Below are 20,980 nucleotides of genomic sequence, written 5' to 3'. Positions count from 1 at the left end.
TCGGTTTAGCTCTCTCCCTCAGGGGAGCGGGCGGCGACGCGGAGCAACGGCATTGGCCCCACAGCCCCTAGGAGCATCGTCATGACCGCTATCAAATCCCTCAAGCCCAAAGAGGCCTACGCCGCCCTGCAAGGCAATCCCGCCGCGCTGCTCATCGACGTGCGCGATACGCTGGAATCCAACTTCGTCGGCCACCCGGTGGGGGCCGTCAATATCCCCTGGAAAGACTGGAGCAACCGCCAGTGGCAGGCCAATCCCAACTTCATCGCCCAAGTGGCCGAACGCGCCCCGAACAAAGCCGCGCCGCTGTTCCTCATGTGCCGCAGCGGCCAACGCTCCCTGGAAGCGGCCAAGGCCCTGCTGGAGGCCGGCTATACGGACCTCACCAACATCGAGGAAGGCTTCGAGGGCGGCCTGGACGAAAACAAGCACCGCAGCACGGTAAGCGGCTGGCGTTGCCACGGTTTGCCGTGGCAGCAGAGCTGATCGGCGGCGGACCCGGTTAGCCGTCCCGGCGGTTGGCGCGGCGCGCGAACGTGGCGAGGAAAATCGCGATCGCCGCCGCGCCGAAGCCGTAGGTGGTGATCGATATGCTCGCCATGCGGTAAAGGTTGAACGACGCGGCCATTAACCCGTCCCCCGGCGCGGCGGTGTCCAGTTCCGGAACGATGGCCGTCAACAGAAACAGGCTCGGATTGGTGAAAGCGCCTATCGCCATGCTCCAGCGCACGTGGGCGGCGAGCGGCGTTTTGGCCGCGTATATGCCAAAAAGCAGGGCGCTCATCAGCAAAAAATCGATATGCGCTTGCAGCAAATGGCTGGTTTTCCCCGGGAAAACCATTTTGACCGGCGCCAGCCCGAGCTTCATGCCGACCAGGCACCAAGCCGATAACAGGGCCGCCAGCAGCCACAAGGCGGCGCTGCGCAACAAAACCGCATTTCCCGCATGGCGCGAATCTTCATTCATCCCAAGTCTCCTCGATTTTTCACAGTTTGGCATCGACGGGCGGGAGCATAATGGTTGCCGCCGTGGCCCGCTGGTTCCCAACGGAACAGGGTTTAGGCTGAAACGGCGGTTTCCCTCTTCGCGCCGGCCCTAGCCGCGGGAGCGGGAGGATCGGCCGGGAAAACCGCGGTTCGGCAAGGCCGGCCTTGCCCGATGGACGGGATGTTTTGGGGAGGAATTCGATGACCGTTTCCGATTCGGCCGAGGCTGCGATGCCGGCGCGTTTGAGGCTTTCCACCGACGACGTTTGCCTGCGCGAGCGAGGCAGCTGGCTGCGGGAGGTGATCGGCCGGGAATACGCCGAAGTGGAGATTTGCCCGCCGGCCGGCGGCGGCCTGTTCAATGAAATGACGATCTATCCCTGGGAGGGGTTGCAGTTGTCGGCAATCCGTTCCAGCGCCATCACCATCGAGCGCTTGGCGAACGAGCCGCGCAACATTCCGCAAGACGCCTATTTCGCCGTGATCCTGCTGTCGGGGCGTTATTCCTTGGAGCAGGACGGCCGCGAGACGTTCCTGCAGCCCGGCGACATGGCCGTTTACGACGCCACCCGGCCCCATCGCATCCGTTGCCCGCGCGATTTCTCCAAGCTCATCGTTTCCATTCCGCGCGCCACGCTGGAAGAACGGGTCGCCGGGATCGCGCGTTGCACCGCGCGACGCATCGCGGGCGGCGAAGGCATCGGCGGCGTGGCGGCCGGGCTCGTGCGTTTGTCGGCGGGCCAAGCCGATCGGTTGAGCCCCGGCGAGTTTTCGGCCTTGGCTACGCCCTGTCTCGACTTGCTGTCTTTGGCGGCCGCGTCGGTGCGGCCGGCGGTGGGCAGCCTGTCCCGAAGCCGGATCAGCCTGCTCAATCGGGCCAAGGCTTTCATCGAGCGGCATTTGTCCGATCCCGGCTTGAACGCCGGCGCCATCGCGGCCGGCGTCGGCGTGTCTCCGCGCTATCTCAATACGCTGTTTCAGGCGGAGCAAACGTCTCTGATGCGTTACGTCTGGCAGCGCCGCGTGGAGCGCTGCCGCACCGATATGCTGGCCGGGACGCATGCGGGCAGGAGCCTGTCGGAAATCGCTTTCCGCTGGGGCTTCAACGACCCCTCGCATTTCAGCCGGCTATTCAGGCGGCGTTTCGGCTGCACCCCGAGGGAATGCCGGGACGGGAACGGGGCTGAGCTCGGGGGCGATTGAATTTGCCCCTTTGAGGAAACAAAGCCAAGCGTTTCTTCGCGGGGCAGGGTAAAATGGAAAATTAACGCCTCCCATCGCCCAACGGCAGCCTTTCGGCGCGGCACGTTGCGGCCCTCACCCTTCAAGCACCCCATGATCGAAAAACTACGCAACATCGCCATCATCGCCCACGTGGACCATGGCAAAACCACCCTGGTGGACAAGCTCCTGCAACAGTCCGGCACCTTCGCTGCCCACGCCAAGGTGGAAGAGCGGGTGATGGACTCCAACGCGCTGGAAAAAGAGCGCGGCATCACCATTCTGGCGAAGAACACCGCCCTGGATTGGAAGGATTACCACATCAACATCGTCGACACCCCCGGCCACGCCGACTTCGGCGGCGAGGTGGAGCGCGTGTTGTCCATGGTGGATTCGGTGTTGCTGCTGGTGGACGCGGTGGACGGCCCCATGCCGCAGACCCGTTTCGTGACGCAGAAGGCGTTCGCCCTGGGTCTGAAGCCCATCGTCGTCATCAACAAGATCGATCGCCCCGGCGCCCGCGCTTCCTGGGTGCTGGACCAGACTTTCGACCTGTTCGACAACCTGGGCGCCACGGAAGAACAGCTGGACTTCCCCGTCGTCTACGCCTCGGCCCTGAACGGCTACGCCGGCGACAACGAGGACGTGCGCGAAGGCAATATGGACTACCTGTTCCAGACCATCGTCGACAAGGTGCAGCCGCCCCAGGTGGACGTGGAAGGCCCGTTCCGCATGCAGATCAGCCAGCTGGATTACAACAGCTATGTGGGCGTGATCGGCATCGGCCGCGTGCAGCGCGGCTCGATCAAGACCAACACGCCGGTGGCGGTCGTCAGCCGCGATGGCAAGCAACGCAACGGCCGCATCCTGCAGGTGCTCGGCTTCAAGGGCCTGGAGCGGGTGGAAGTGCCGGAAGCCAACGCCGGCGACATCATCGCCTTCACCGGCATTGACCCGTTGGAAATCTCCGACACCATCTGCCACCCGGAAAACGTCGAGGCCCTGCCGCCCCTGTCGGTGGACGAACCCACCATCAGCATGACGTTCCAGGTGAACAATTCGCCCTTCGCCGGCAAGGAAGGCAAGTTCGTCACCACCCGCCAGATCCGCGACCGCTTGCAGCGCGAGCTGCTGCACAACGTGGCGCTGCGCGTGGAAGACACCGCCGACCCGGACAAATTCAAAGTGTCCGGCCGCGGCGAACTGCACTTGTCCATCCTCATCGAAAACATGCGTCGCGAGGGTTACGAGCTGGGCGTGTCGCGCCCGGAAGTGATCATCAAGGAAATCGACGGCGAGCTGTGCGAACCCTACGAGTTCGTCACCATCGAGGTGGAAGAACAGCACCAGGGCACCATCATGGAGAAGATGGGCGAGCGCAAGGGCGACCTGCAAAACATGGTGCCGGACGGCAAGGGCCGTGTGCGTTTGGAATACGTCATGCCGTCCCGCGGCCTGATCGGCTTCCAGACCGAATTCCTCACCGCCACCTCCGGCACCGGCCTGCTCTATCATGTGTTCGATCGCTACGGACCGATGAAGAAGGGCGACGTGGGCCAGCGCATCAACGGCGTGCTGATTTCCATGGTCACCGGCAGCGCGGTGGGCTTCGGCCTATTCAACCTGCAGGAGCGCGGCCGCTTGTTCGTCGAGCACGGCACGGAAGTGTATGAAGGCATGATCGTCGGCATCCACTCCCGCGACAACGACCTGGTGGTGAACCCGACCAAGGCCAAGCAGCTCACCAATATGCGCGCTTCCGGCAGCGACGAGGCCATCGTGCTGGTGCCGCCCATCAAGATGACCCTGGAGCAGGCGCTGGAGTTCATCGACGACGACGAGCTGGTGGAAGTGACGCCGAAGAGCATCCGCATCCGCAAGAAGCTGTTGCTGGAGCACGAGCGCAAGAAGGCGTCCCGTTCCGGCGACTAAGCCGCACGGCGTGACACAAAAAAGCCGCTCGAAAGAGCGGCTTTTTATTGGCCGGGATTTCAGTCGTCGTCCGCTTCTTCCGCGTGTTCGCCGTTCAGGCGCCGCCAATAAGGCAGCACCACCACCAGGTACACCGCCAGCAGCACCCAGTTGAAGGTCGAGTGGAAGTGGTTGTGGGCGGCATCCAGGGGTAGGTCCACCGGCGAAAATTCCGGGAACAGGGAGACGAACCATACCAACAGGAACAGGTAAACGCCCCAGCGCTGCATGAACCACAGCGCGGCGTAGGACACCATGGCCGCCAGGCTGATGACCAGCGCGAACAGGGCCGCCTTGTCCGAGTGGAACACGAACAAGGACAGGCCCTGTAGCAGCTTCATGGCGCCGCCGCTGAGCAGCAGCACGCACAGGTAGGTGATGGCTCTAGGGCGCATAAGGCTCCGTAACCATGGCTGCCGTCATCAGCGCTTGCTCCGCAGCACCACGAAGAAGCTGTTGTCGCCCCGTTGCAGGTTGAGCAGCAGCTCGCTGCGTTTTTCCGCCGCAGCGGCCAAGTCGTCCAAGCTTTGCACCGGCCGCTTGTTGGCGGCGACGATCACATCGCCGGGGCGCAGGCCCGCTTGCCAGGCATAGGAAGCGGAGTGGATCTTGCCGACGACGACGCCTTCCACGCCTTCGTTGCCTTGCGTCGGGGCCAGCACGGTGCCGGCTAGGGCGGGATGGATCTTGCCGCCGTCCTCGGACACTTTTTTCGGCTTGGCGATGGTGGCGGTGCGGGTCAGGGTGTCGCCGCGGCGCAGCACCTCGATTTCCACCTTGTCGCCGATCTGCACCATGCCCACGGTGTTGCGCACGTCCATGCTGTTTTTCGCCGTCTTGCCGTTGATGGACAGCAACACGTCGCCTTGCTCCAAGCCGGCCTTGGCGGCGGGCGAATCGGGCTGGACGCGGGTGACCACGGCACCTTGGGTTTGCTGCAGGCCGAAGGCTTGGGCCAGGTCCGGGGTGATGTCCTGCACGGACACGCCCAACAGGCCGCGGCGCACTTCGCCGTGCTTGATGAGCATGTCCATGATGCCGGCCGCCATGTTGACGGGGATGGCGAAGCCGATGCCGACGTTGCCGCCGGTGGGGGCGAGGATGGCGGTGTTGATGCCGATCAGCTCGCCGCGCAGGTTGACCAGGGCGCCGCCGGAGTTGCCGGGGTTGATGGAGGCGTCGGTCTGGATGAAGTCCTCATAACCTTCGATGCCGAGTCCGGAGCGGCCCAGGGCGCTGACGATGCCGGAGGTGACGGTTTGGCCCAGGCCGAAGGGGTTGCCGATGGCCACCACGAAATCGCCCACGCTGAGCTGGTCGGAGTTGGCCAGGGGCAGGGCGGTGAGATCGCTGGCCTCCACCTGGATGACGGCGATGTCGGATTCGGGGTCGCCGCCGATCAGCTTGGCGGCCAGTTGCCGGCCGTTGTGCAGGGTGACGGAGATTTCGTCGGCTTTGTCGATGACGTGGTTGTTGGTGAGGATGTAGCCCTTGTCCGCGTTGACGATGACGCCGGAGCCCAGGCTGGAGCTTTTGCGCTTGAGGGGCTGGTCGGGCAGCTCGAAGAAGTGGCGGAAGAACGGGTCGCGCATCAAGGGATGCTGGGCCACTTCGATTTCCGTTTTGGTGGAAATGTTGACCACCGCCGGCGTGGTGCGCTTCAGCATCGGCGCCAGGCTGGGCAGCGGCGTGCCTTCCACGCTTTCCGGCCATGCCGCGTTCGCCAACGGCGTGGCCAGGGCCAGGGCGGCCGCTAGGCAGAAACAGGTTAAGCGTTTACCGGTAAAAGCTGTGTATCGCATCTAAGAGCCTCGACGATTGGGGCCGCTGACGCCGCTCCCGGCGCGCAAGCGACCGGGCCGTAACGTTTCGGCTGCTGGAACTTAACGCATTATAGGGACGGGTAGGGGCGGAACCAAGGGTGCCGGTTGCTGCAGAGCGGAGGATTGTGCGGAAACGTTACGGCCCGGTGGGCCGCCGTCCGCCCCGGGTGGGGCGGTGCCGCGTGAGGCTTGCGGGTAGCGCCGGGCGCTACCCGGCGTCGCCGTCCTTTGCCATGTCGCGGGCCGTCCTGGCCGCGTCAGCGCGCGTCGAGCCGCGCGCCTGTGACTACTTGATTTTGGCTTCTTTGTACAACACGTGCTGGCGAACCACCGGATCGTACTTCTTGATTTCCATCTTTTCCGGCATGGTGCGTTTGTTTTTGGTCGTGGTGTAGAAGTGACCGGTGCCTGCACTGGACACCAATTGATCTTGTCGCGAGCGCCTTTAGCCATGATGCTGCTCCTTAAACGTTTTCGCCGCGGGCACGGATGCCGGCCAGCACGGATTCGATACCCACCTTGTCGATGGTGCGCAGTCCGGCGTTGCTCACGCGCAGACGTACCCAGCGGTTTTCGCTGGCCACCCAGAAGCGGTGCTCATGCAGATTGGGCAGGAAGCGGCGGCGGGTCTTGTTGTTGGCGTGGGACACGTTGTTGCCCGTCATGGGACGCTTGCCGGTCACCTGGCATACTCTGGACATGGTTCGAACCTCTCGAAGGGAATCGCGGGAAATCGTGCATTTATAAAGCGAAACCGGTTTTAGGTCAAGTGCGAGGCGCGCCGCGTTGCTAGTCCCTATCGTCGAATTAGCGCTGCATGGCGTTCAACAGCAGCACTTCGATTTCTTCGGTGATTTCCTCCTGGCGCAGCGTGCGGCAGCGCCGCGCCAGTTCTTCCCGCCGGTCTTCCAGGCGATGAACCGCCGCTTCCAGGTGCCGTATCCGTTGTTGGCTTTCGGCCAGCAGGGACGCGTAAGCGATGTGATACAGGGCGGCGAGCAAATAGGACTCGCTCAATTCGGCCAGCAGCTGCGGCGCGGGCAGATTCAGCAGGGGCGGATGGCTGCTGCCGGGAGCGGTCGGCGCCAGATCGGCGAAAGGCGGCAGCAGGGTCTGGTTGGCGACTTGGCCGGCGTCCTGATCGTGGAACAGGGCGAAGAGAGCCAGGGGGCCGTTCTTTTGTTGGTCGCTCACGGCGGCCAACAGCTGTTCCAGCACCGGCGTCGCCTCTTCCGCGACGCTGGCGCCGTCGATGGCCGCCAGCAGGCGGGGGTCGCCTTCCATCCGCGCGTATAGCCGCCTGCCCACCGCGATACAGCGGCCTTCCCGGCCGGCGGCGGCATCGAAGGCCTGGCGCAAGGATTCGTTGAACGCGCCGCAAAAGCCCCGCTCTGCGCCGAACAACAGATACACCCGCCGCGCCGGCGGCGCCGACGGCGGCAGGGGGTAATGGCCGAGAAAATCGGCTGCGGCTTTGCGCAGGGTTTGCACCATGGCGCATTGGTTGTCGTGGTAGCGCCCCAGCTTGCGCACTTCCATCAGCGCCAGGTTTTTCATGGCCGCCATGATGTCGCGCACCTCGCTTAAGGTGGCCATGTGCTGTTCGATGGCGTGGCGGTGGGTCATGGCGCCAGGTCGCGCCCCAGCCACTCCGCCGCCGCTTTGCGCCAAGCCTCGCGCGGCGCCGATAGCTTGAGGGCGGCTTCGCAAGCGCCTTGTTGCAGCCGCAGCAGCAGGGGGGCGACTTCCGCCAGCGGTGCGCCGTCCAGCCAGCCTTCGTTGAAGGCCACCAGCCAAGCCATTTGGCATTCGATGGGGATCGGCGCCAGCCGGTCCTGTTTGAGGGCTTCCCGCAATACCTGGCCGCGCTTGATGGCGGTCTCCATGGAGGCTTCCAGCCGGGCGCCGAAGCGGGTGAAGGTTTCCAGCTCCAAAAATTGCAGATAGGCCAGCTTCATGCTGGCCGCCTCGCGCTTGATGGCCGGATCCTGGGCGGCGCCGCCGATGCGCGACACCGATTTGCCGATGTCGATGGCCGGCCGGACGCCGGCGGCGAACAGGTTGCGGTCCAGATAGATCTGGCCGTCGGTGATGGAAATCAGGTTGGTGGGCACGTAGGCGGCGATTTCGCCCTGCTGGGTTTCGACGATGGGCAGCGCCGTCATGCTGCCGCCGCCGTGGGCGGCGTTGAGGCAAGTGGAGCGCTCCAGCAAGCGGGCGTGCACGGAAAAAATGTCGCCGGGATAGGCTTCGCGCCCCGGCGGCCTTTTCAACAGCAGGGACAGCTCGCGGTAATTGCGGGCGTGGGCGGATAGGTCGTCGTACACCACCAGGGTGTCGCGGCCCTGTTCCATCCAGTTTTCGGCGATGGCGCAGCCGGCGAAGGGGGCCAAGTGCTTGAGGCCGGGCAGGGCGGAGGCTTCGGCGACGACGACGGTGGTGTATTCCAGGGCGCCGAAGCGGCGCAGGATGTCGATGGTTTGCACCACCGTCGAGCGCTTCTGGCCGATCAGCACGTAGACGCACCACACGCTCTTGCCGCGCTGGTGGATCACCGTGTCCAGGGCCAAGGCGCTGCGGCCCAGGCCTTCGTCGCCGACGATGAGCTGGCGCTGGCCCTTGCCCATGGGCACCAGGGTGTCGATGGCCTTGATGCCGGTGTACAGCGGGCGCTGCACGAAATCGCGGGCGACGATGGGCGGCGAACGGTTTTCCAGCCGGCGGCGGCCTAGGCGCTCCGGGGCGGGAGCGCCGTCCAGGGGCAGGCCCAGCGGGTCCACCGTCCTGCCCAGCAGGCCGTCGCCCACGGCGATGCTGAGGCTGCGCTGGCTGAGAGAGGCGACCGTGCCGGCCGAAAGCGCGGCGGTTTCGTGCAGCAGCACCGCACCTACCAGGTCTTTGTCCAAGTCGAACACCATGGCACGGCTGCCGTCGTCCAGGGACACCAGGTCGTCCATGGCGGCGGACGGCAGGCCGGCGATCCTGACGATGCCGTCGCCCACCGACACCACCCGCCCCACTTCCCGCACCCGCAGGCCGAGGCGGTAGTCCGCCAGCCACGCCGACTGGCGCGCCAGCGGACCTTGGGCGCGCCGTTCAGTGGCCATCGTGGGTGAATTCGGCGAAGTGCTGGAGCTCGTCGCCCAGGTTGACGTCCAGGTGCCAGGGCGGGGCGGACAAGCGCACGCCGGCCAGCAGGGTATCGTCTTCCCGGTGGGTCAAGCGGCAGGGCGCGCCGGCCAACTGATCCAGGGATTGTTGCAAGCGAGCGCACTGGCCGTCGGACAGGGTGTAGGCGCTGACGACCTCCACCGTGGGCGCCTGTCCGCGCCAGCCGTTGCGCAGTTCGGCTCGGCGTTTTTCCGGCAATTGCTCCAGTTCGGCCACTAGCAGCTCCAGCAGCCGACCGTGCAAGTCCGGCCCGGTGAGGCGCTCCAGCAGCTTCGCGCAGAAGCGGGCGCCCTGGGCCACGGCGGACTCCTCCAGCCGTTGCAGGGTTTCGGCGCGCTGGCGTTCCTCCACGCTGCGGGTTTTTTCCAGCTCGGCCGCCAGCGCGTCTTTCAACGCGGCCATTTGTTTCTGCCGCTCCGCTTCGATTTCCTGGCGCAAGGTCTCGCGGGCCGCCTGCTTTTCCTTGTCCCATTCGGCCAGGCGGTTTTCGTATTGGGTTCGCAGCGCCTGGGCCTGCGCTTGTTTGTCGTCGGCTTCCCGCAGGGTCGCTTCGATGGCGGCGCGGCGCTGGGCGATGATGTCCTGCACCGGCTTGTACAGCAGGCGCTTGAGCAGCCAGACCAGGATGAGGAAATTGACGATTTCCAGGGCGATGGTGGACCAGTCCAATTCCATGGGGGCAACCGTTATTTAACGAGGTATTCCAACAGCGGATTGCGGAACAGCACGATGAGCACGATCACCAGGCAGTAGATCGCCAGGGATTCGATCATGGCCAGGCCGATGAACAGGGTGCGCATGATGGACCGTTCCGCCTCCGGCTGGCGCGCCAGGGCTTCCAGGGCGGCGGCGATGGCGCGGCCCATGGCCAGCGCCGGCAGCATGACGCCGACGGCCAGGCCGGCGATGGCCGCCACGGTGGAAACGGTGACGAATTGGGTCAAGTCGGGCATGGCTTACTCCTTGGATTCCTCGCTCTGATGTTGCGACTGCATGGCCCCGGCCAGATAGATCAAAGCCAATGTGCCGAAAATATACGCCTGCACCAGCGCCTCGACGATATGCAGCATGAGGATGGGGATGGGCGCCAGGAAGCCGGCCACCAACAGCACCAGGGCGGCGGCGATTTCCAGGCTCATGATGTTGCCGAACAGGCGGATCGCCAGGGCGATGGTGCGGGTGATCTCGCCGATGATGTGGAACGGCAGCAGGATGGGGCTGGGCGACAGGTAATGCTTGAGGTATTGCCTGAGCCCCAGGGCGCGGATGCCGAACCAGTGCACCGACAGGAACACCAAAATCGCCAGGGCGGCGGTGGCGGAAATGTCCCGGTTGGGCGAGGAGGCTTCCGGAATCAGGCCCACCAAGTTCGCCACCGCCAGGTAAATCCACAGGGTGGCGACGAAGGGCTGGATGCGCTCGGCGTGGTCGGGCGCCACGGCGCGGATGGCCTCCTCGATGGCGACCACGACGCCCTCCACCGCCGTCTGGCGGTCGCCGGGACCGATGCGCAGATTGCGCGTCAGCAGCCAGGCGGCCAGGGTCAGCGCCGCCATGACCGCCCAGGTTGTCACCACCGTGACGGTGACGTGCAGCGGCCCGACGCTGAACAGTACCTGGGAGCCGAGTTCGTTGGCGGCCATGGCCTTACTCCTGAATCATGCGGTAAACATTGTAACCGCCCACCGCCACTCCCAGCAGGATGCAGCCTACCGTCCAGCGCACCGAATAGCCGGGGCTGAGTCCGTCCAGCCAGTAGCCCAGATAAGCGCCGGCGACGATGGGCAGGCAAAGGGTCAATCCCAGCGAACCGAGGAACACGGTTTGCGCCAACAGGCTGGACCGGTCTTTTTCCGCCCGGCGCATGCGGCGGGTTTGTTGCTCCACCCGTCCGCGCAGGCGCTGCAATGGTTTCATAACCCCCTCCCCTGTTGGCTGATGCGCGCCAAGCGCTTGAGGAACTCGTCCTCCATGCGCCGTAGATTCTGCTTCACGGCGCCCAACTGCGCCTCTTCCGCCAGCAATTCGTCCTGCAAGCGGCGGCTGATGCGTTGGTAATCGTCGTCCACCAAATAGCGGCGCGTGTCCAGGTGCAAGACGCCATCGCACAAATACAACACCGCCCCCGGCACCGCCACATGGCGCCACGGACCTTCCGATTGGCGGTAGCGGGCCAGGCCGAAAGACAGCACCGTCAGAAATCGCGCATGCCCTGCCCAAACGGCAAACGCACCGCTAGCGTCCTGGCCGACGAACGACGCCACCCGCTCCACCGTCTCGCTGTGGAGGGCGTCGCGGAGTTGTAGGGTGTAGGTGTTCATGGTGTGTCGGTGCGTCGCTTCATCGTCGATGGAGAGGGCGTATCTGCGATTGATTTCAAACAATATCCTGCGGGAGCGAGCCGTGCCCGCGACGATTCATTCGCGGGCATGGCTCGCTCCTACAACTTTTCCCGTTTCATGCTGCCCCGCATATAACACTGCTCCTCCGTTAGCTCGTCGTATTGGCCGCTGAGGAAAGCGTCGCAATCGTCCAAGGTTTCCTCCAGCGTCACCGATACGCCTTTGATGCCGCTGTGTTCGGCGGCGACAAAGAAGGGTTGGGTTAAGTACCTTTGCAGCTTGCGGGCGCGCTGGACGATGCGGCGGTCGGCTTCGGACAGTTCTTCCAGGCCCAGCATGGCAATGATGTCTTCCAGTTCCTGATAGCGCGCCAGGTGTTCGCGCACGCCTTGGGCGATGGCGTAGTGGCGCTCGCCCAGCACGTGGCGGTCCATCAGCTTGCTGCTGGAGGCGAGGGGATCGACCGCCGGGTAGATGCCCTTGGCGGCCTGGTTGCGGGACAGGATCACCGTGGTGTCTAGGTGGCCGAGAATGGCGCTGACGGCGGGGTCGGTCATGTCGTCGGCGGGGACGTAGACCGCCTGCACCGAGGTGATGGCGCCGCTGTGGGTGGAGAGGATGCGGTCTTCCAGTTCCGCCACTTCCGTCGCCAGGGTGGGCTGATAGCCGACCGTGGCGGGCATGCGGCCCAGCAGGCTGGAGATTTCGCTGCCGGCTTGGACGAAGCGGAACACGTTGTCCATGACGAACAGCACTTCTTTCCCCAGGGTGTCGCGCAGGTATTCGGCGTAGGTGAGGGCGGACAGTCCCACGCGGAAGCGCACGCCGGGGGATTCGTCCATTTGGCCGAAGATCATCAGGGTCTGCGGCATGACGCCGGCTTTCTGCATTTCGTGCCACAGTTCGTGGCCTTCACGCATGCGCTCGCCCACCCCGGCGAACACCGACACGCCGCTGTGGATGGCCGCTACGGCGTGCATGAACTCCATCACCAGCACGGTCTTGCCCACGCCGGCGCCGCCGAACAGGCCGGTTTTGCCGCCGCGCACGAAGGGGCAAAGCAGGTCGATCACTTTCACGCCGGTGCCCAGCACGCCGTCCAGGGCGATGCTGTCGGACAGGGGCGCGGGCTTGCCGTGGATGGGGCGCTGTTCCTGGGGGGCGATGGGATCGCCGCCGTCGAGGGGGTTGCCGAAAATGTCCAGCAACCGGCCCAGGCAGTCGCCGGCCACCGGCACCCGCAACGGTCCGCCGGTGTCGTAGATCGCCATGCCGCGCCTTAGGCCCGAGGTGTAGTTGAGGGCGATGGCGCGCACGTGGCCCTGGTCCAGGTGTTGGTGCACCTCGAACAAATAGGTTTCCCGGCCTTGCTTGGCGCGGAGGGCGCGATCCAGGGGCGGCAATTGCTCGCAGGCGATGACCGCCACCGGGCCGTGCACCTCGGTGATGGTGCCGATGGAGTCGGGCGGTGCGCTGGGGATTGAGTCCATGGGGGATGCCCGGAAGCGGTTTCCGGCAGCTATGATCGCGCGCCGCGCGGCGGCTTTCAAACTTGAAGCCTTAGTTTTTCCGCTGCGCGGCGGCTTTCAAACTCGAAGCCTTGGTTTTTCCTCTGCGCGGCGTCGGCCGGATGGCGGCGTTAGTGGCGAAATCCCGCCCAGTCCCGCATTTCCACCGCTCCCGGCGGCCCGCCCATGGCGAGGGCCGCGCTATAGCCCGCGCCCGCCGCCAAGTCCAGTACCCGCCAGTCCGCCGTGCGGCCGCATTCGGCCGGCACGGCGGACAACGCGCCGTCGGCGTCGAAAACGATGCGCTCCAGGCCGATGGCGATGCCCTTGCCCACGGCTTTGGCGAACGCTTCCTTGCGCGTCCAGAGGGTGTAGAAGGCGGCCGTGCGTCGTTCCGGCGGCAGCGCTTGCCAGTGGGCGAATTCCTGGGCTGAGAAACAGCGCCGGGCGATGCCGTCCAGGGCGCGCGCCGGGCGGAAAACCTCCACGTCGACGCCCAGGGGGCGGCCGTCGCCCAGGGCGATGAGAGCTAGGCCGTCGGTGTGGGAGACGTTGAAGGAGAGACCGGCCGGCGAGTCGGCCAGATGCGGCTTGCCGTGGTCGTCGGCGATCAGGCGCAGGACGGCCGCGTCGGTCCCCAGCCGCTCGGCCAGCAACCGCCGCAGCGCCGCGCGGCAGACCAGGAAGCGGCGGCGGGCCGAGTCGTTGCGGTATTGGGTGGCACGCCGCCGTTCGGCCGGCTCCAGCTGGGCCAGCAGGTAGCCGTCGTCCGGGGCGTCGAGCAGCGGTAGGCGCCACACGGTCGCCGCCGCGCCCGGGGATCGGATCACGCGGCCGTATCGTCCAGGCTGTCGAGGAGATCGTCCCGCAGGGTAAAGAAGTCGGGCTCGCTGATTCCCAGGTGTCCCAACACGGCGGCATTGTCCCGGTCCCACTCCATGTCCACCATGTCGCCGCGCACCATTTGCCGATGGCGGGTGTGGATATGGTGCGAGGCTTTGTGCGCCGCCAGCAGGGTGAGGGCGCTGTCGGAAATGCGCCGCTGGCTTTGCGCCAAATCGGCGAACGGCCGGTGATGGCTCGCCACCACGTGGCAGAGGGTCGGCGGCAAATACCAGGACACGCTGATGAGAAAACCCAGATCGGTGTGGTTGAGCCCGTAGCGTTCGTCCTCCCAGGCGGTGACCGGCCGGTCGGGAGTGTTATTGGCTTGGGAAAGCAGGGTTTTGTAGTCGGGAAAATGCTGCATCATCAGCAGCATGCCGCAGTCGTGGAACAGGCCGATGGTGTAGAGCTCTTCCTTTTCCACCAGTTTGAGCCGTTCCGCCAGCATCAAGCTGATTTGGGCCATGATGTTGGCGCTGTCCCAGAAGCGGTTGCATTCGGCGCTGCGGCCGAAGCCGCTGCGCAGGGCCACGGCGCGCACCACCAGCAGCACCTTGCGCAGCCCCAGCAGGCCGATGGCCTGGGGGATGGCTGTTACCGTGTGGCGCAAGCCGAACAGGGGCGAATTGACCGCTTGCAGCACGGAACCGCTCAGGGCCACGTCGCTGCCGATCAAGGTGGCGATGCGTTGCAGGTCCGGCGTGGGGTTTCGGTACTCGTCCAACACCTTGCGCAGCACTTCCGGTTGCGGCGGCAGGGGGATACTGCGGAGTAGCGGCTTGGCCCGCAATAGCGGGTGGTGTTCGTCGAGGACGATGGGTTGCATGGGCGGCTACCCGAAAAAGTGTGACACGATTCTCAATTTTATCTTATTTATCCCAAGTCGCCCCACAATAGTTGCGCCGCCGCCAGGATCGACAGGGCCGCCGTTTCGGTGCGCAGCACTCGTGGCCCCAGCCGCACCGGCAGGAAGCCGGCGTCGCGGGCGAGTTGCCGTTCCTCTGCCGAAAAGCCGCCTTCCGGGCCGGCCAACAGGCAGACGCGGCCATCGTCCGGCGGGGCGAGTTGCGGCAGGCCTTGCTCGGCGCGGGGGTCGCAAAACAACCGCAGGCCGCTTTGGGCTTTCAGCCAGGTTTCCAACTCGGCCGGCTCGGCCACTTCCGGTACGCGGCAGCGGCCGCTTTGTTCGCAGGCGCTGACGGCGATTTTTTGCCAGTGGGCGCGCCGTTGCTCGCTCCGTTCGCCGGACAGTTTCACCACGGTGTGCTCGGTCAACAGGGGCGTGATGCGCGACACGCCCAGTTCCACCGCTTTTTGCACGGCGTAATCCATGCGTTCGCCGCGGGAGACGCCCAGTCCCAGCTCGGTGTGCAGCGGCGATTCGCTGTCGCGTTCGCGCCAGGCGCCCACGGCCAGCGTCAGGCCGTGGCGGTGGGCTTCCTGCACGGTGGCGTCGTATTCGCCGCCGCTGCCGTCGAACAGCACGACGGCATGGCCTTTGCGCAACCGCAGCACGTCGCGCGCATAGTGGGCCACGGCGTCGTCGGCGGTGATTTCGCTGTGGGCGGAGATCGGTTGCGAAAGAAAAAGTCGGGACAAGCGCATGGCGGTGGATCGGTCGGCGCCACCTTTTATATGCCGCGTCTGCCGGCAGGGGGAGGCGGTTGAACGTTAGGGCTGGTAGGATAGCACGAGCCAGGCCCGCGCTAGGCACCCGCGCCGGCTCTGGTAAAATCCGCCGATCATTTTATTTGGAATCGTCCCGTGCCCCCCGAAATCGTCCGTATCGCCACCCGCAAAAGCCCCTTGGCCCTGTGGCAGGCCCGTCACGTGGCGGAACGCTTGGAACAAGCTTTTCCCGGATTGCGCACCGAGCTGGTGACCATGACCACCCGCGGCGACAAACTGCTGGACTCGCCCTTGTCCAAAGTGGGCGGCAAGGGGTTGTTCGTCAAGGAGTTGGAACAGGGGTTGCTGGACGGGGAAGCCGATATCGCCGTGCATTCCATGAAAGACGTGCCGGTGGAGTTTCCCGAGGGACTGCATTTAAGCGCCATCCTGGAGCGGGAGAATCCGCTGGACGCTTTCGTTTCCAACCGCTACGCCAGCTGGCGCGACCTGCCCCAGGGGGCGCGCATCGGCACGTCCAGCTTGCGCCGCCAGAGCCAGATCAGCGCCCAGCGGCCCGATTGCCAAATCCTCATGCTGCGCGGCAACGTCAACACCCGTCTGGCCAAGCTGGACGCGGGCGAGTTCGACGCCATCCTGCTGGCGGTGGCCGGCCTCAAGCGGCTGGGGTTCGACGAACGCATCGCCGAAGCCTTGCCGGCGGAAGTCAGCCTGCCGGCGATGGGCCAGGGCGCCATCGGCATCGAATGCCGCGCCGACGATGCCGAGATCAACCGATTGCTGGCGGAGTTGCATCACGCCGACACCGCCGTATGCGTTTCCGCCGAACGGGCGCTGAACGCTCGGTTGCAAGGCGGCTGCCAGGTGCCCATCGCCGGTTATGCGGAGCTGGACGGCGATCGCTTGCGCATGCGCGCCTTGGTGGGCGCGCCCGACGGCAGCGCCATCGTGCGCGGCGAAACGGCCGGTCCGCGGGCATCGGCGGAAGCCTTGGGGCGGGCTTTGGCGGAGGATCTGCTCAGCCGGGGCGCGGACGGAATCCTGCGAGCGGTGTACGGAACGCCATGAGTCGAACCCCTGCTTTAGCGGGCTGCACCATCCTGGTGACCCGCCCCCAGGAACAGGCGAGCGGCCTTTGCGAGGCCATCGCCGCCGCTGGCGGCCAGCCGCTGCTGTTTCCCGCCTTGGCCATAGAAGCCGCCGCCGGACAGGCCGCCGTCGAGCGGCTGACCCACATCGACGATTACGACTGGGCCATCTTCGTCAGCGCCAACGCCGTGCGTTATGCGCAAAAGGCCTTCGACAATGGCATAATTCCGCCGACATCGACCGTCCGCGTCGCCGCAGTCGGCGCGGCCACGGCGCAAGCGCTGCGCGAGGCCGGCGTGGGAGCGGTGTTGACGCCGCCGGAGCCGGGCGACAGCGAGGCCTTGGCGGCCTTGGCCGAATTGCAGGAGGTCGCCGGCCGCCGCTGCTTGATCGTGCGCGGCGCCGGCGGGCGCGAATTGTTGGCCGACACCCTGCGCCAGCGCGGCGCCCTGGTGGAGTACGCGGAGGTATACCGTCGCGTCCGTCCCAAAACCGATGCGGGGCCGTTGCTGGACCGTTGGCGGCAGGGCGAGGTCCACGGCGTGGTTGTCACCAGCGGCGAAGCGCTGAGCAATTTGACGGCGATGGTCGGTTTCGAGGGCGTGGCGCTGCTGCGCAAGACGCCCTTGGTCACGGTCAGCGAGCGGGTGCGCCAGCAGGCGCTGGTATTGGGCGTGCGCCAGGTGGCAAGCGCCGAGGGAGCCGCCGACGCGGCTTTGGTGCAAGCCTTGGCGGAGCTGTTATCCGACAGGGTCAACGAACAATTACAAGCACGGGGACCAGGCACTGTGACAGACCAGGACAAGCAACCCAAGCCGGCGGAACTTTCCGCGGGCGTCAGCCTTGGCTCGGCCGCGCCGGTCGCCGAAAACTCCCCCCCCGCCGCAAAAATCAAACCGGTCAAAACCAAGCCCGCGCGCCGCGCTTGGATCGGTTACGTGATTCTGCTGCTGGTCGTCGGCATCGTCGTCGGCGGTTATTTCCTCATGCAACAAATCCGCAGCACCCAGGAGGGCCTGGGCGGCGAGTTGAGCAAGGAGGACCGCGAAATCGCCGAATTGAACACCCAGGTCGCCGATTTGCAGGCGGTCTTTAAAACCTTGCACGGCCAAATGGCAACGTTGGAGACGCGTTTGTCCACCGAGGACAACAAGGTCGAACGGGTGCTGGGAGAGCAAAGCGCGCAATTCAGCGAGAAGCTGGAACAGTTCCGCGGCGAAGTCCGCGACGATTTGCAAGTCCTGCATCGCATGCTGGGAAAGACCCGCAGCGATTGGCTGGTGGCCGACGCCGAATACCTGTTGGGCGCGGCGCTGCAGCGCCTGCACCTGGTGGGCGACGTGAAAACCGCCATTGCGGCCTTGGAAGGGGCCGACGAAAGGCTGCGCGAATCCGGTGAACCGGCCGTGTTCAAAGTGCGCGAGCAGTTGGCCAACGAAATCCGCATCCTCAAAAGCTTCACCCCGCCGGACTTGATCGGGGCTTCGTCCCGTTTGCTGGCGCTGGAAGCCAAGGTGAGGGAGCTGCCCCTGCTGTTGCCCCATGCCGGCAAGGGCGTGAGTTCCGCCGGTTCCCCGGATGGTGCCCACGGCGCGCCGAAAACTGCGGCGCCCGGCGAAGCCGATTCGATTACCGACAGCCTCATGGGCGAGCTGGGCAAATACGTTTCCATTCGCCGCTTGGATAAGCCGGTGGCTTCGGTGCTTACGCCGGAGGAAACCCTGGTGCTGCGCCAAATCCTGTTGCTCAAGCTGGAAACTGCGCGCATGGCGCTGGTGCGGGGCGACGACGCGCTCTATAAAGCCAGCCTGGAGACCGCCCGGCTTTGGCTGGCGGAGAACTTCGACGACGGCCAGGCGGCGGTGCGTTCCGTGGACGGCGATATTCGCGCTTTGATGGAGCAGCCCATCCAGGTGGCCTACCCGGAAATCGGCAAGGCCCTCGCCATGCTGCGCGATATCACCAAACTGCGGGTGGAGGCCGACGGCGTCGTGGCGGACAAGGAAAAAAGCCGCGACAAGGGCGAGAAAAAGGCCGCGCCGGCGTCGGCTTCGGGTGAGGCTCCGCCGCCCGCCGCAGCGCCCGCCGCCCCGCAGGGAGCGCAGTAATCGTGAGAACCTTCGTCGTTTACGTGCTGATTCTGTCGACGCTGCTGGCCGGCGCGGTGGCGCTGGTTTACGTCAACCTGGTGGAAAGCGGCGATCCCGGATATGCCATCATCGGCCACGGCCAGTGGGCGGTGGAAAGCACCCTGTTGACCTTGCTGGGCATCCTGCTGGGGCTGTTCCTGCTGCTGCATGTGACGTTGCGCCTGCTGGGCACCATGGTGAGCCTGCCCAAGTCCCTCAAGCGGCGCAGCGAGCAGAAAAGGAACCAGCGCTCCCAGGAGGCCTTGCTGGTGGGCTTGTACGAGTCTGCCCAGGGCAATTGGGAAAAAGCGGAAAAAACCCTGGTGCGCCACGCCGCCAACAGCGGCGCTCCGCTGATCCATTACCTGACCGCCGCCCGCGCCGCCCAGTCCCGCGGCGCGCGGGAGTTGCGCGACGAATATTTGCGGGTGGCGGCGGAAACCATGCCCGAAGCGGAACTGGCCATCGGCCTGACCCGCGCCGAACTGCAGCTGTCCGAGCGCCAGTTCGACCATGCTTTGGAAAACCTCAGCCAGCTCAACAAAATCGCGCCCACCCACGCGGCGGTGTTGAAAATGCTGCATCGCACCTACGCCCATTTGGAAGACTGGGAGGCGCTGCACGCCCTGTTGCCCAAGTTGAGCGCCAACAAAGTGATGATGGAGGCCGAAATCAAGCTGCTGGAAACGGAGACCTACAGCGCTTTGCTCAAACAGAAGGCCCAGCTGAAGGACGCCGCCGTTCTCAAGGAGCTATGGAAACACGTGCCCAAGCACATCCGCGCCGTGAGCGGAGTGCAGGCGCTGTATTTTGCGGCAATGATCGAGGCCGGCGCGGGCGCCGACATCGAGGGCGATGTGCGCGAAGCCTTGGGCAAGGCGTGGGACCAGACCTTGCTGGTGCTGTACGGTTGCATCGAACAGCGCGGCGACGCCGCCAGCGCCCAAGTGCGCTTCCTGGAGGGATTGCTGTCCAAGTATCCCGAGGACGCCGTGTTGCTGCGGGTGCTGGGGCGCATTTGCTACCGCAGCCGCTTGCTGGACTTGGCCGAGCAATACCTGGCCCGTAGCCTGGCGGTGGAAGCCAGCGTGGAGGCCTACCACTTGATGGGCGAGTTGTTGGCGCAGCGCGGGGACAAGGCCGCCGCCAGCGATTATTACCGCAAGGGTTTGCTGTTGGCGTCCAGCGAGGTGGTGCAGCAAGTGGAGGAGCACGCCGAAGAGGCGAGTCCGGTTGCGGAAGAGCCTTCCTCGGAAAGCGGCGCCGCGGCAAGCCCGGCGGATACCAGCGAGCCGCCGGCGGAGGGTTAAGCCGCCACCGTAAAAAAAGCCCCTCCTGCGAGGGGCTTTTTTGTGGGGAGCCGTCAGCTCCGCCTTTGGAACAGCGCTTTCAAGCTTTCGTGCAAATCGCCCGGCAGCACCACCAGTTTGGCGTTGTCCGACTGGCCCAGGCGATTGAGGGCGGCGATATATTTCTCGCCCAGCAGGTACATGACCGGCGTGTCTTTGTCCGGTATGGCTTCCGCCACCCGGCGGATGGCCTCGGCGGAGGCCTGGGCCAGCATGATCTGCGCTTGGGCGTCCTGCTTGGCGGATTCCTGGCGCGCCTCGGCCGCCAGGATGGCGGCTTGTTTTTCCCCTTCCGCCTTGGTCACCGTGGCTTTCCTTTCCCTTTCCGCCGCCGCTTGCAGTTCCATGGCTTTTTGCATGGAGGGCGAGGGCTTGATGTCCTGGATTTCCACCGATTTCACCGTCAAGCCCCAGTCCACCGCCTCGTCGGCGATGCTTTCGCGCAAACGCAGCTTGATCTTGTCCCGCGAAGACAGCGCCTCGTCCAGCTCCATTTCGCCGGTGATGGAGCGCAGCGTGGTCATGATCATGTTGCGGATGGCTTCGGAGTAGTTCTCCACGCCGTACACCGCTTTCACCGGGTCAGTCACCTTGATGAAGGCGATGGCGTTGACCAGGATCACGGCGTTGTCCCGGGTGATGACTTCCTGCTCCTGCACGTCGAGGATGATGTCCTTGGTGACCAGCTTGTAGGCCACCCGGTCCACGTAGGGAATGATCCAGCCCAGGCCGGGCAACAAGGTGCGGCTGTATTTTCCCAGGCTTTCCACCACCCATTCCTCGCCTTGGGGGACGATATAAACCATTTTGGCGATGGTGACCGCCAGGAAAACAACGATCAGTACAGTGACAAAAGTGCCGCCGCTCATATTCACC

23 protein-coding genes are annotated in these 20,980 nt (G+C 65.2%); 6 read left to right on the top strand and 17 right to left on the bottom strand.

The genetic code is table 11. The annotated features are described in order from the left end of the window. Positions 1–81: 81 nt before the first annotated feature. Complete coding sequence (locus K5607_RS15285) at positions 82–486, top strand: rhodanese-like domain-containing protein (protein WP_054775055.1); 405 nt, start codon at positions 82–84, stop codon at positions 484–486. A gap of 16 nt (positions 487–502) precedes the next feature. Here K5607_RS15285 and K5607_RS15280 read toward each other — a convergent pair whose 3' ends face one another. Beyond that, positions 503–967: a hypothetical protein gene (locus K5607_RS15280; protein WP_221047523.1), complete on the bottom strand. Its 465-nt coding sequence runs from the start codon at positions 965–967 to the stop codon at positions 503–505. Positions 968–1,188: 221 nt separating this feature from the next. On the opposite strand from K5607_RS15280, the gene K5607_RS15275 reads away from it, so the two are divergent. Then, on the top strand, positions 1,189–2,190 hold the full coding sequence (locus K5607_RS15275; RefSeq protein WP_246598885.1) for an AraC-like ligand-binding domain-containing protein: 1,002 nt from the start codon (positions 1,189–1,191) through the stop codon (positions 2,188–2,190). Positions 2,191–2,322: 132 nt separating this feature from the next. Next, positions 2,323–4,140, top strand: a complete 1,818-nt coding sequence (gene typA, locus K5607_RS15270; RefSeq protein ID WP_054774217.1) for a translational GTPase TypA — start codon at positions 2,323–2,325, stop codon at positions 4,138–4,140. Positions 4,141–4,199: 59 nt separating this feature from the next. Here typA and K5607_RS15265 read toward each other — a convergent pair whose 3' ends face one another. The 15 genes from K5607_RS15265 to K5607_RS15195 form a co-directional block, all read right to left on the bottom strand. Continuing rightward, entirely contained in the window at positions 4,200–4,574 is a 375-nt protein-coding gene (locus K5607_RS15265) for a hypothetical protein (protein ID WP_054774218.1), read from the bottom strand. Positions 4,575–4,601: 27 nt separating this feature from the next. Next, a complete protein-coding gene (locus K5607_RS15260) occupies positions 4,602–5,981 on the bottom strand; it encodes a DegQ family serine endoprotease (RefSeq protein ID WP_221047522.1) in 1,380 nt (459 codons plus the stop codon). A 307-nt stretch (positions 5,982–6,288) separates the two neighbouring features. Further along, positions 6,289–6,426, bottom strand: a complete 138-nt coding sequence (gene rpmG, locus K5607_RS15255; RefSeq protein ID WP_054775030.1) for a 50S ribosomal protein L33 — start codon at positions 6,424–6,426, stop codon at positions 6,289–6,291. 40 nt (positions 6,427–6,466) lie between these two features. Then, positions 6,467–6,703, bottom strand: a complete 237-nt coding sequence (rpmB, locus tag K5607_RS15250) for a 50S ribosomal protein L28 (protein ID WP_054775031.1) — start codon at positions 6,701–6,703, stop codon at positions 6,467–6,469. Between the two features lie 106 nt (positions 6,704–6,809). After that, positions 6,810–7,628, bottom strand: a complete 819-nt coding sequence (locus K5607_RS15245) for a F0F1 ATP synthase subunit gamma (RefSeq protein WP_221047521.1) — start codon at positions 7,626–7,628, stop codon at positions 6,810–6,812. Then, complete coding sequence (locus K5607_RS15240; protein ID WP_221047520.1) at positions 7,625–9,109, bottom strand: F0F1 ATP synthase subunit alpha; 1,485 nt, start codon at positions 9,107–9,109, stop codon at positions 7,625–7,627. Before K5607_RS15240 ends, K5607_RS15245 begins: the two co-directional genes overlap by 4 nt. Further along, positions 9,099–9,848 (bottom strand): F0F1 ATP synthase subunit delta, encoded by a 750-nt coding sequence (locus K5607_RS15235; protein WP_221047519.1) that lies wholly within the window; start codon positions 9,846–9,848, stop codon positions 9,099–9,101. Before K5607_RS15235 ends, K5607_RS15240 begins: the two co-directional genes overlap by 11 nt. 11 nt (positions 9,849–9,859) lie before the next feature. Then, on the bottom strand, positions 9,860–10,126 hold the full coding sequence (gene atpE, locus K5607_RS15230; protein ID WP_221047518.1) for an ATP synthase F0 subunit C: 267 nt from the start codon (positions 10,124–10,126) through the stop codon (positions 9,860–9,862). A 3-nt stretch (positions 10,127–10,129) separates the two neighbouring features. After that, positions 10,130–10,816: a F0F1 ATP synthase subunit A gene (locus K5607_RS15225; protein WP_054774484.1), complete on the bottom strand. Its 687-nt coding sequence runs from the start codon at positions 10,814–10,816 to the stop codon at positions 10,130–10,132. A gap of 4 nt (positions 10,817–10,820) precedes the next feature. Next, positions 10,821–11,090: an AtpZ/AtpI family protein gene (locus tag K5607_RS15220; RefSeq protein WP_054774485.1), complete on the bottom strand. Its 270-nt coding sequence runs from the start codon at positions 11,088–11,090 to the stop codon at positions 10,821–10,823. Beyond that, positions 11,087–11,494, bottom strand: a complete 408-nt coding sequence (locus K5607_RS15215; protein ID WP_054774486.1) for a F0F1 ATP synthase subunit delta/epsilon — start codon at positions 11,492–11,494, stop codon at positions 11,087–11,089. The genes K5607_RS15220 and K5607_RS15215 overlap by 4 nt, the downstream gene beginning before the upstream one ends. A gap of 119 nt (positions 11,495–11,613) precedes the next feature. Next, positions 11,614–13,005: a F0F1 ATP synthase subunit beta gene (atpD, locus tag K5607_RS15210; protein ID WP_054774487.1), complete on the bottom strand. Its 1,392-nt coding sequence runs from the start codon at positions 13,003–13,005 to the stop codon at positions 11,614–11,616. A gap of 149 nt (positions 13,006–13,154) precedes the next feature. Further along, a complete protein-coding gene (locus K5607_RS18200; protein WP_221047517.1) occupies positions 13,155–13,853 on the bottom strand; it encodes a 4'-phosphopantetheinyl transferase family protein in 699 nt (232 codons plus the stop codon). Then, on the bottom strand, positions 13,850–14,734 hold the full coding sequence (locus tag K5607_RS15200; protein ID WP_054775023.1) for an HDOD domain-containing protein: 885 nt from the start codon (positions 14,732–14,734) through the stop codon (positions 13,850–13,852). Before K5607_RS15200 ends, K5607_RS18200 begins: the two co-directional genes overlap by 4 nt. Before the next feature lie 47 nt (positions 14,735–14,781). Further along, a complete protein-coding gene (locus K5607_RS15195; RefSeq protein ID WP_221047516.1) occupies positions 14,782–15,513 on the bottom strand; it encodes a 16S rRNA (uracil(1498)-N(3))-methyltransferase in 732 nt (243 codons plus the stop codon). A 159-nt stretch (positions 15,514–15,672) separates the two neighbouring features. On the opposite strand from K5607_RS15195, the gene hemC reads away from it, so the two are divergent. From hemC to K5607_RS15180, 3 genes are read left to right on the top strand one after another with little or no spacing between them, the layout of a single operon-like run. After that, the gene (gene hemC / locus K5607_RS15190) at positions 15,673–16,605 is read left to right on the top strand and encodes a hydroxymethylbilane synthase (protein ID WP_221047515.1); all 933 of its coding nucleotides are present in this window, start codon (positions 15,673–15,675) and stop codon (positions 16,603–16,605) included. Further along, positions 16,602–18,734, top strand: a complete 2,133-nt coding sequence (hemDX, locus tag K5607_RS15185; protein ID WP_221047514.1) for a fused uroporphyrinogen-III synthase HemD/membrane protein HemX — start codon at positions 16,602–16,604, stop codon at positions 18,732–18,734. Before hemC ends, hemDX begins: the two co-directional genes overlap by 4 nt. A 2-nt stretch (positions 18,735–18,736) precedes the next feature. Beyond that, a complete protein-coding gene (locus tag K5607_RS15180) occupies positions 18,737–20,065 on the top strand; it encodes a heme biosynthesis protein HemY (protein ID WP_082411630.1) in 1,329 nt (442 codons plus the stop codon). Between the two features lie 53 nt (positions 20,066–20,118). Here the strand turns inward: K5607_RS15180 and K5607_RS15175 are convergent, their stop codons facing one another. Further along, positions 20,119–20,973, bottom strand: coding sequence for an SPFH domain-containing protein (locus K5607_RS15175; RefSeq protein WP_054774109.1), 855 nt, complete (start codon positions 20,971–20,973; stop codon positions 20,119–20,121). Between the last annotated feature and the right edge of the window lie 7 nt (positions 20,974–20,980).

It is taken from the genome of Methylogaea oryzae (assembly GCF_019669985.1).
Lineage (GTDB): Bacteria > Pseudomonadota > Gammaproteobacteria > Methylococcales > Methylococcaceae > Methylogaea > Methylogaea oryzae.
This window is presented reverse-complemented; position numbering and strand designations above follow the sequence as displayed.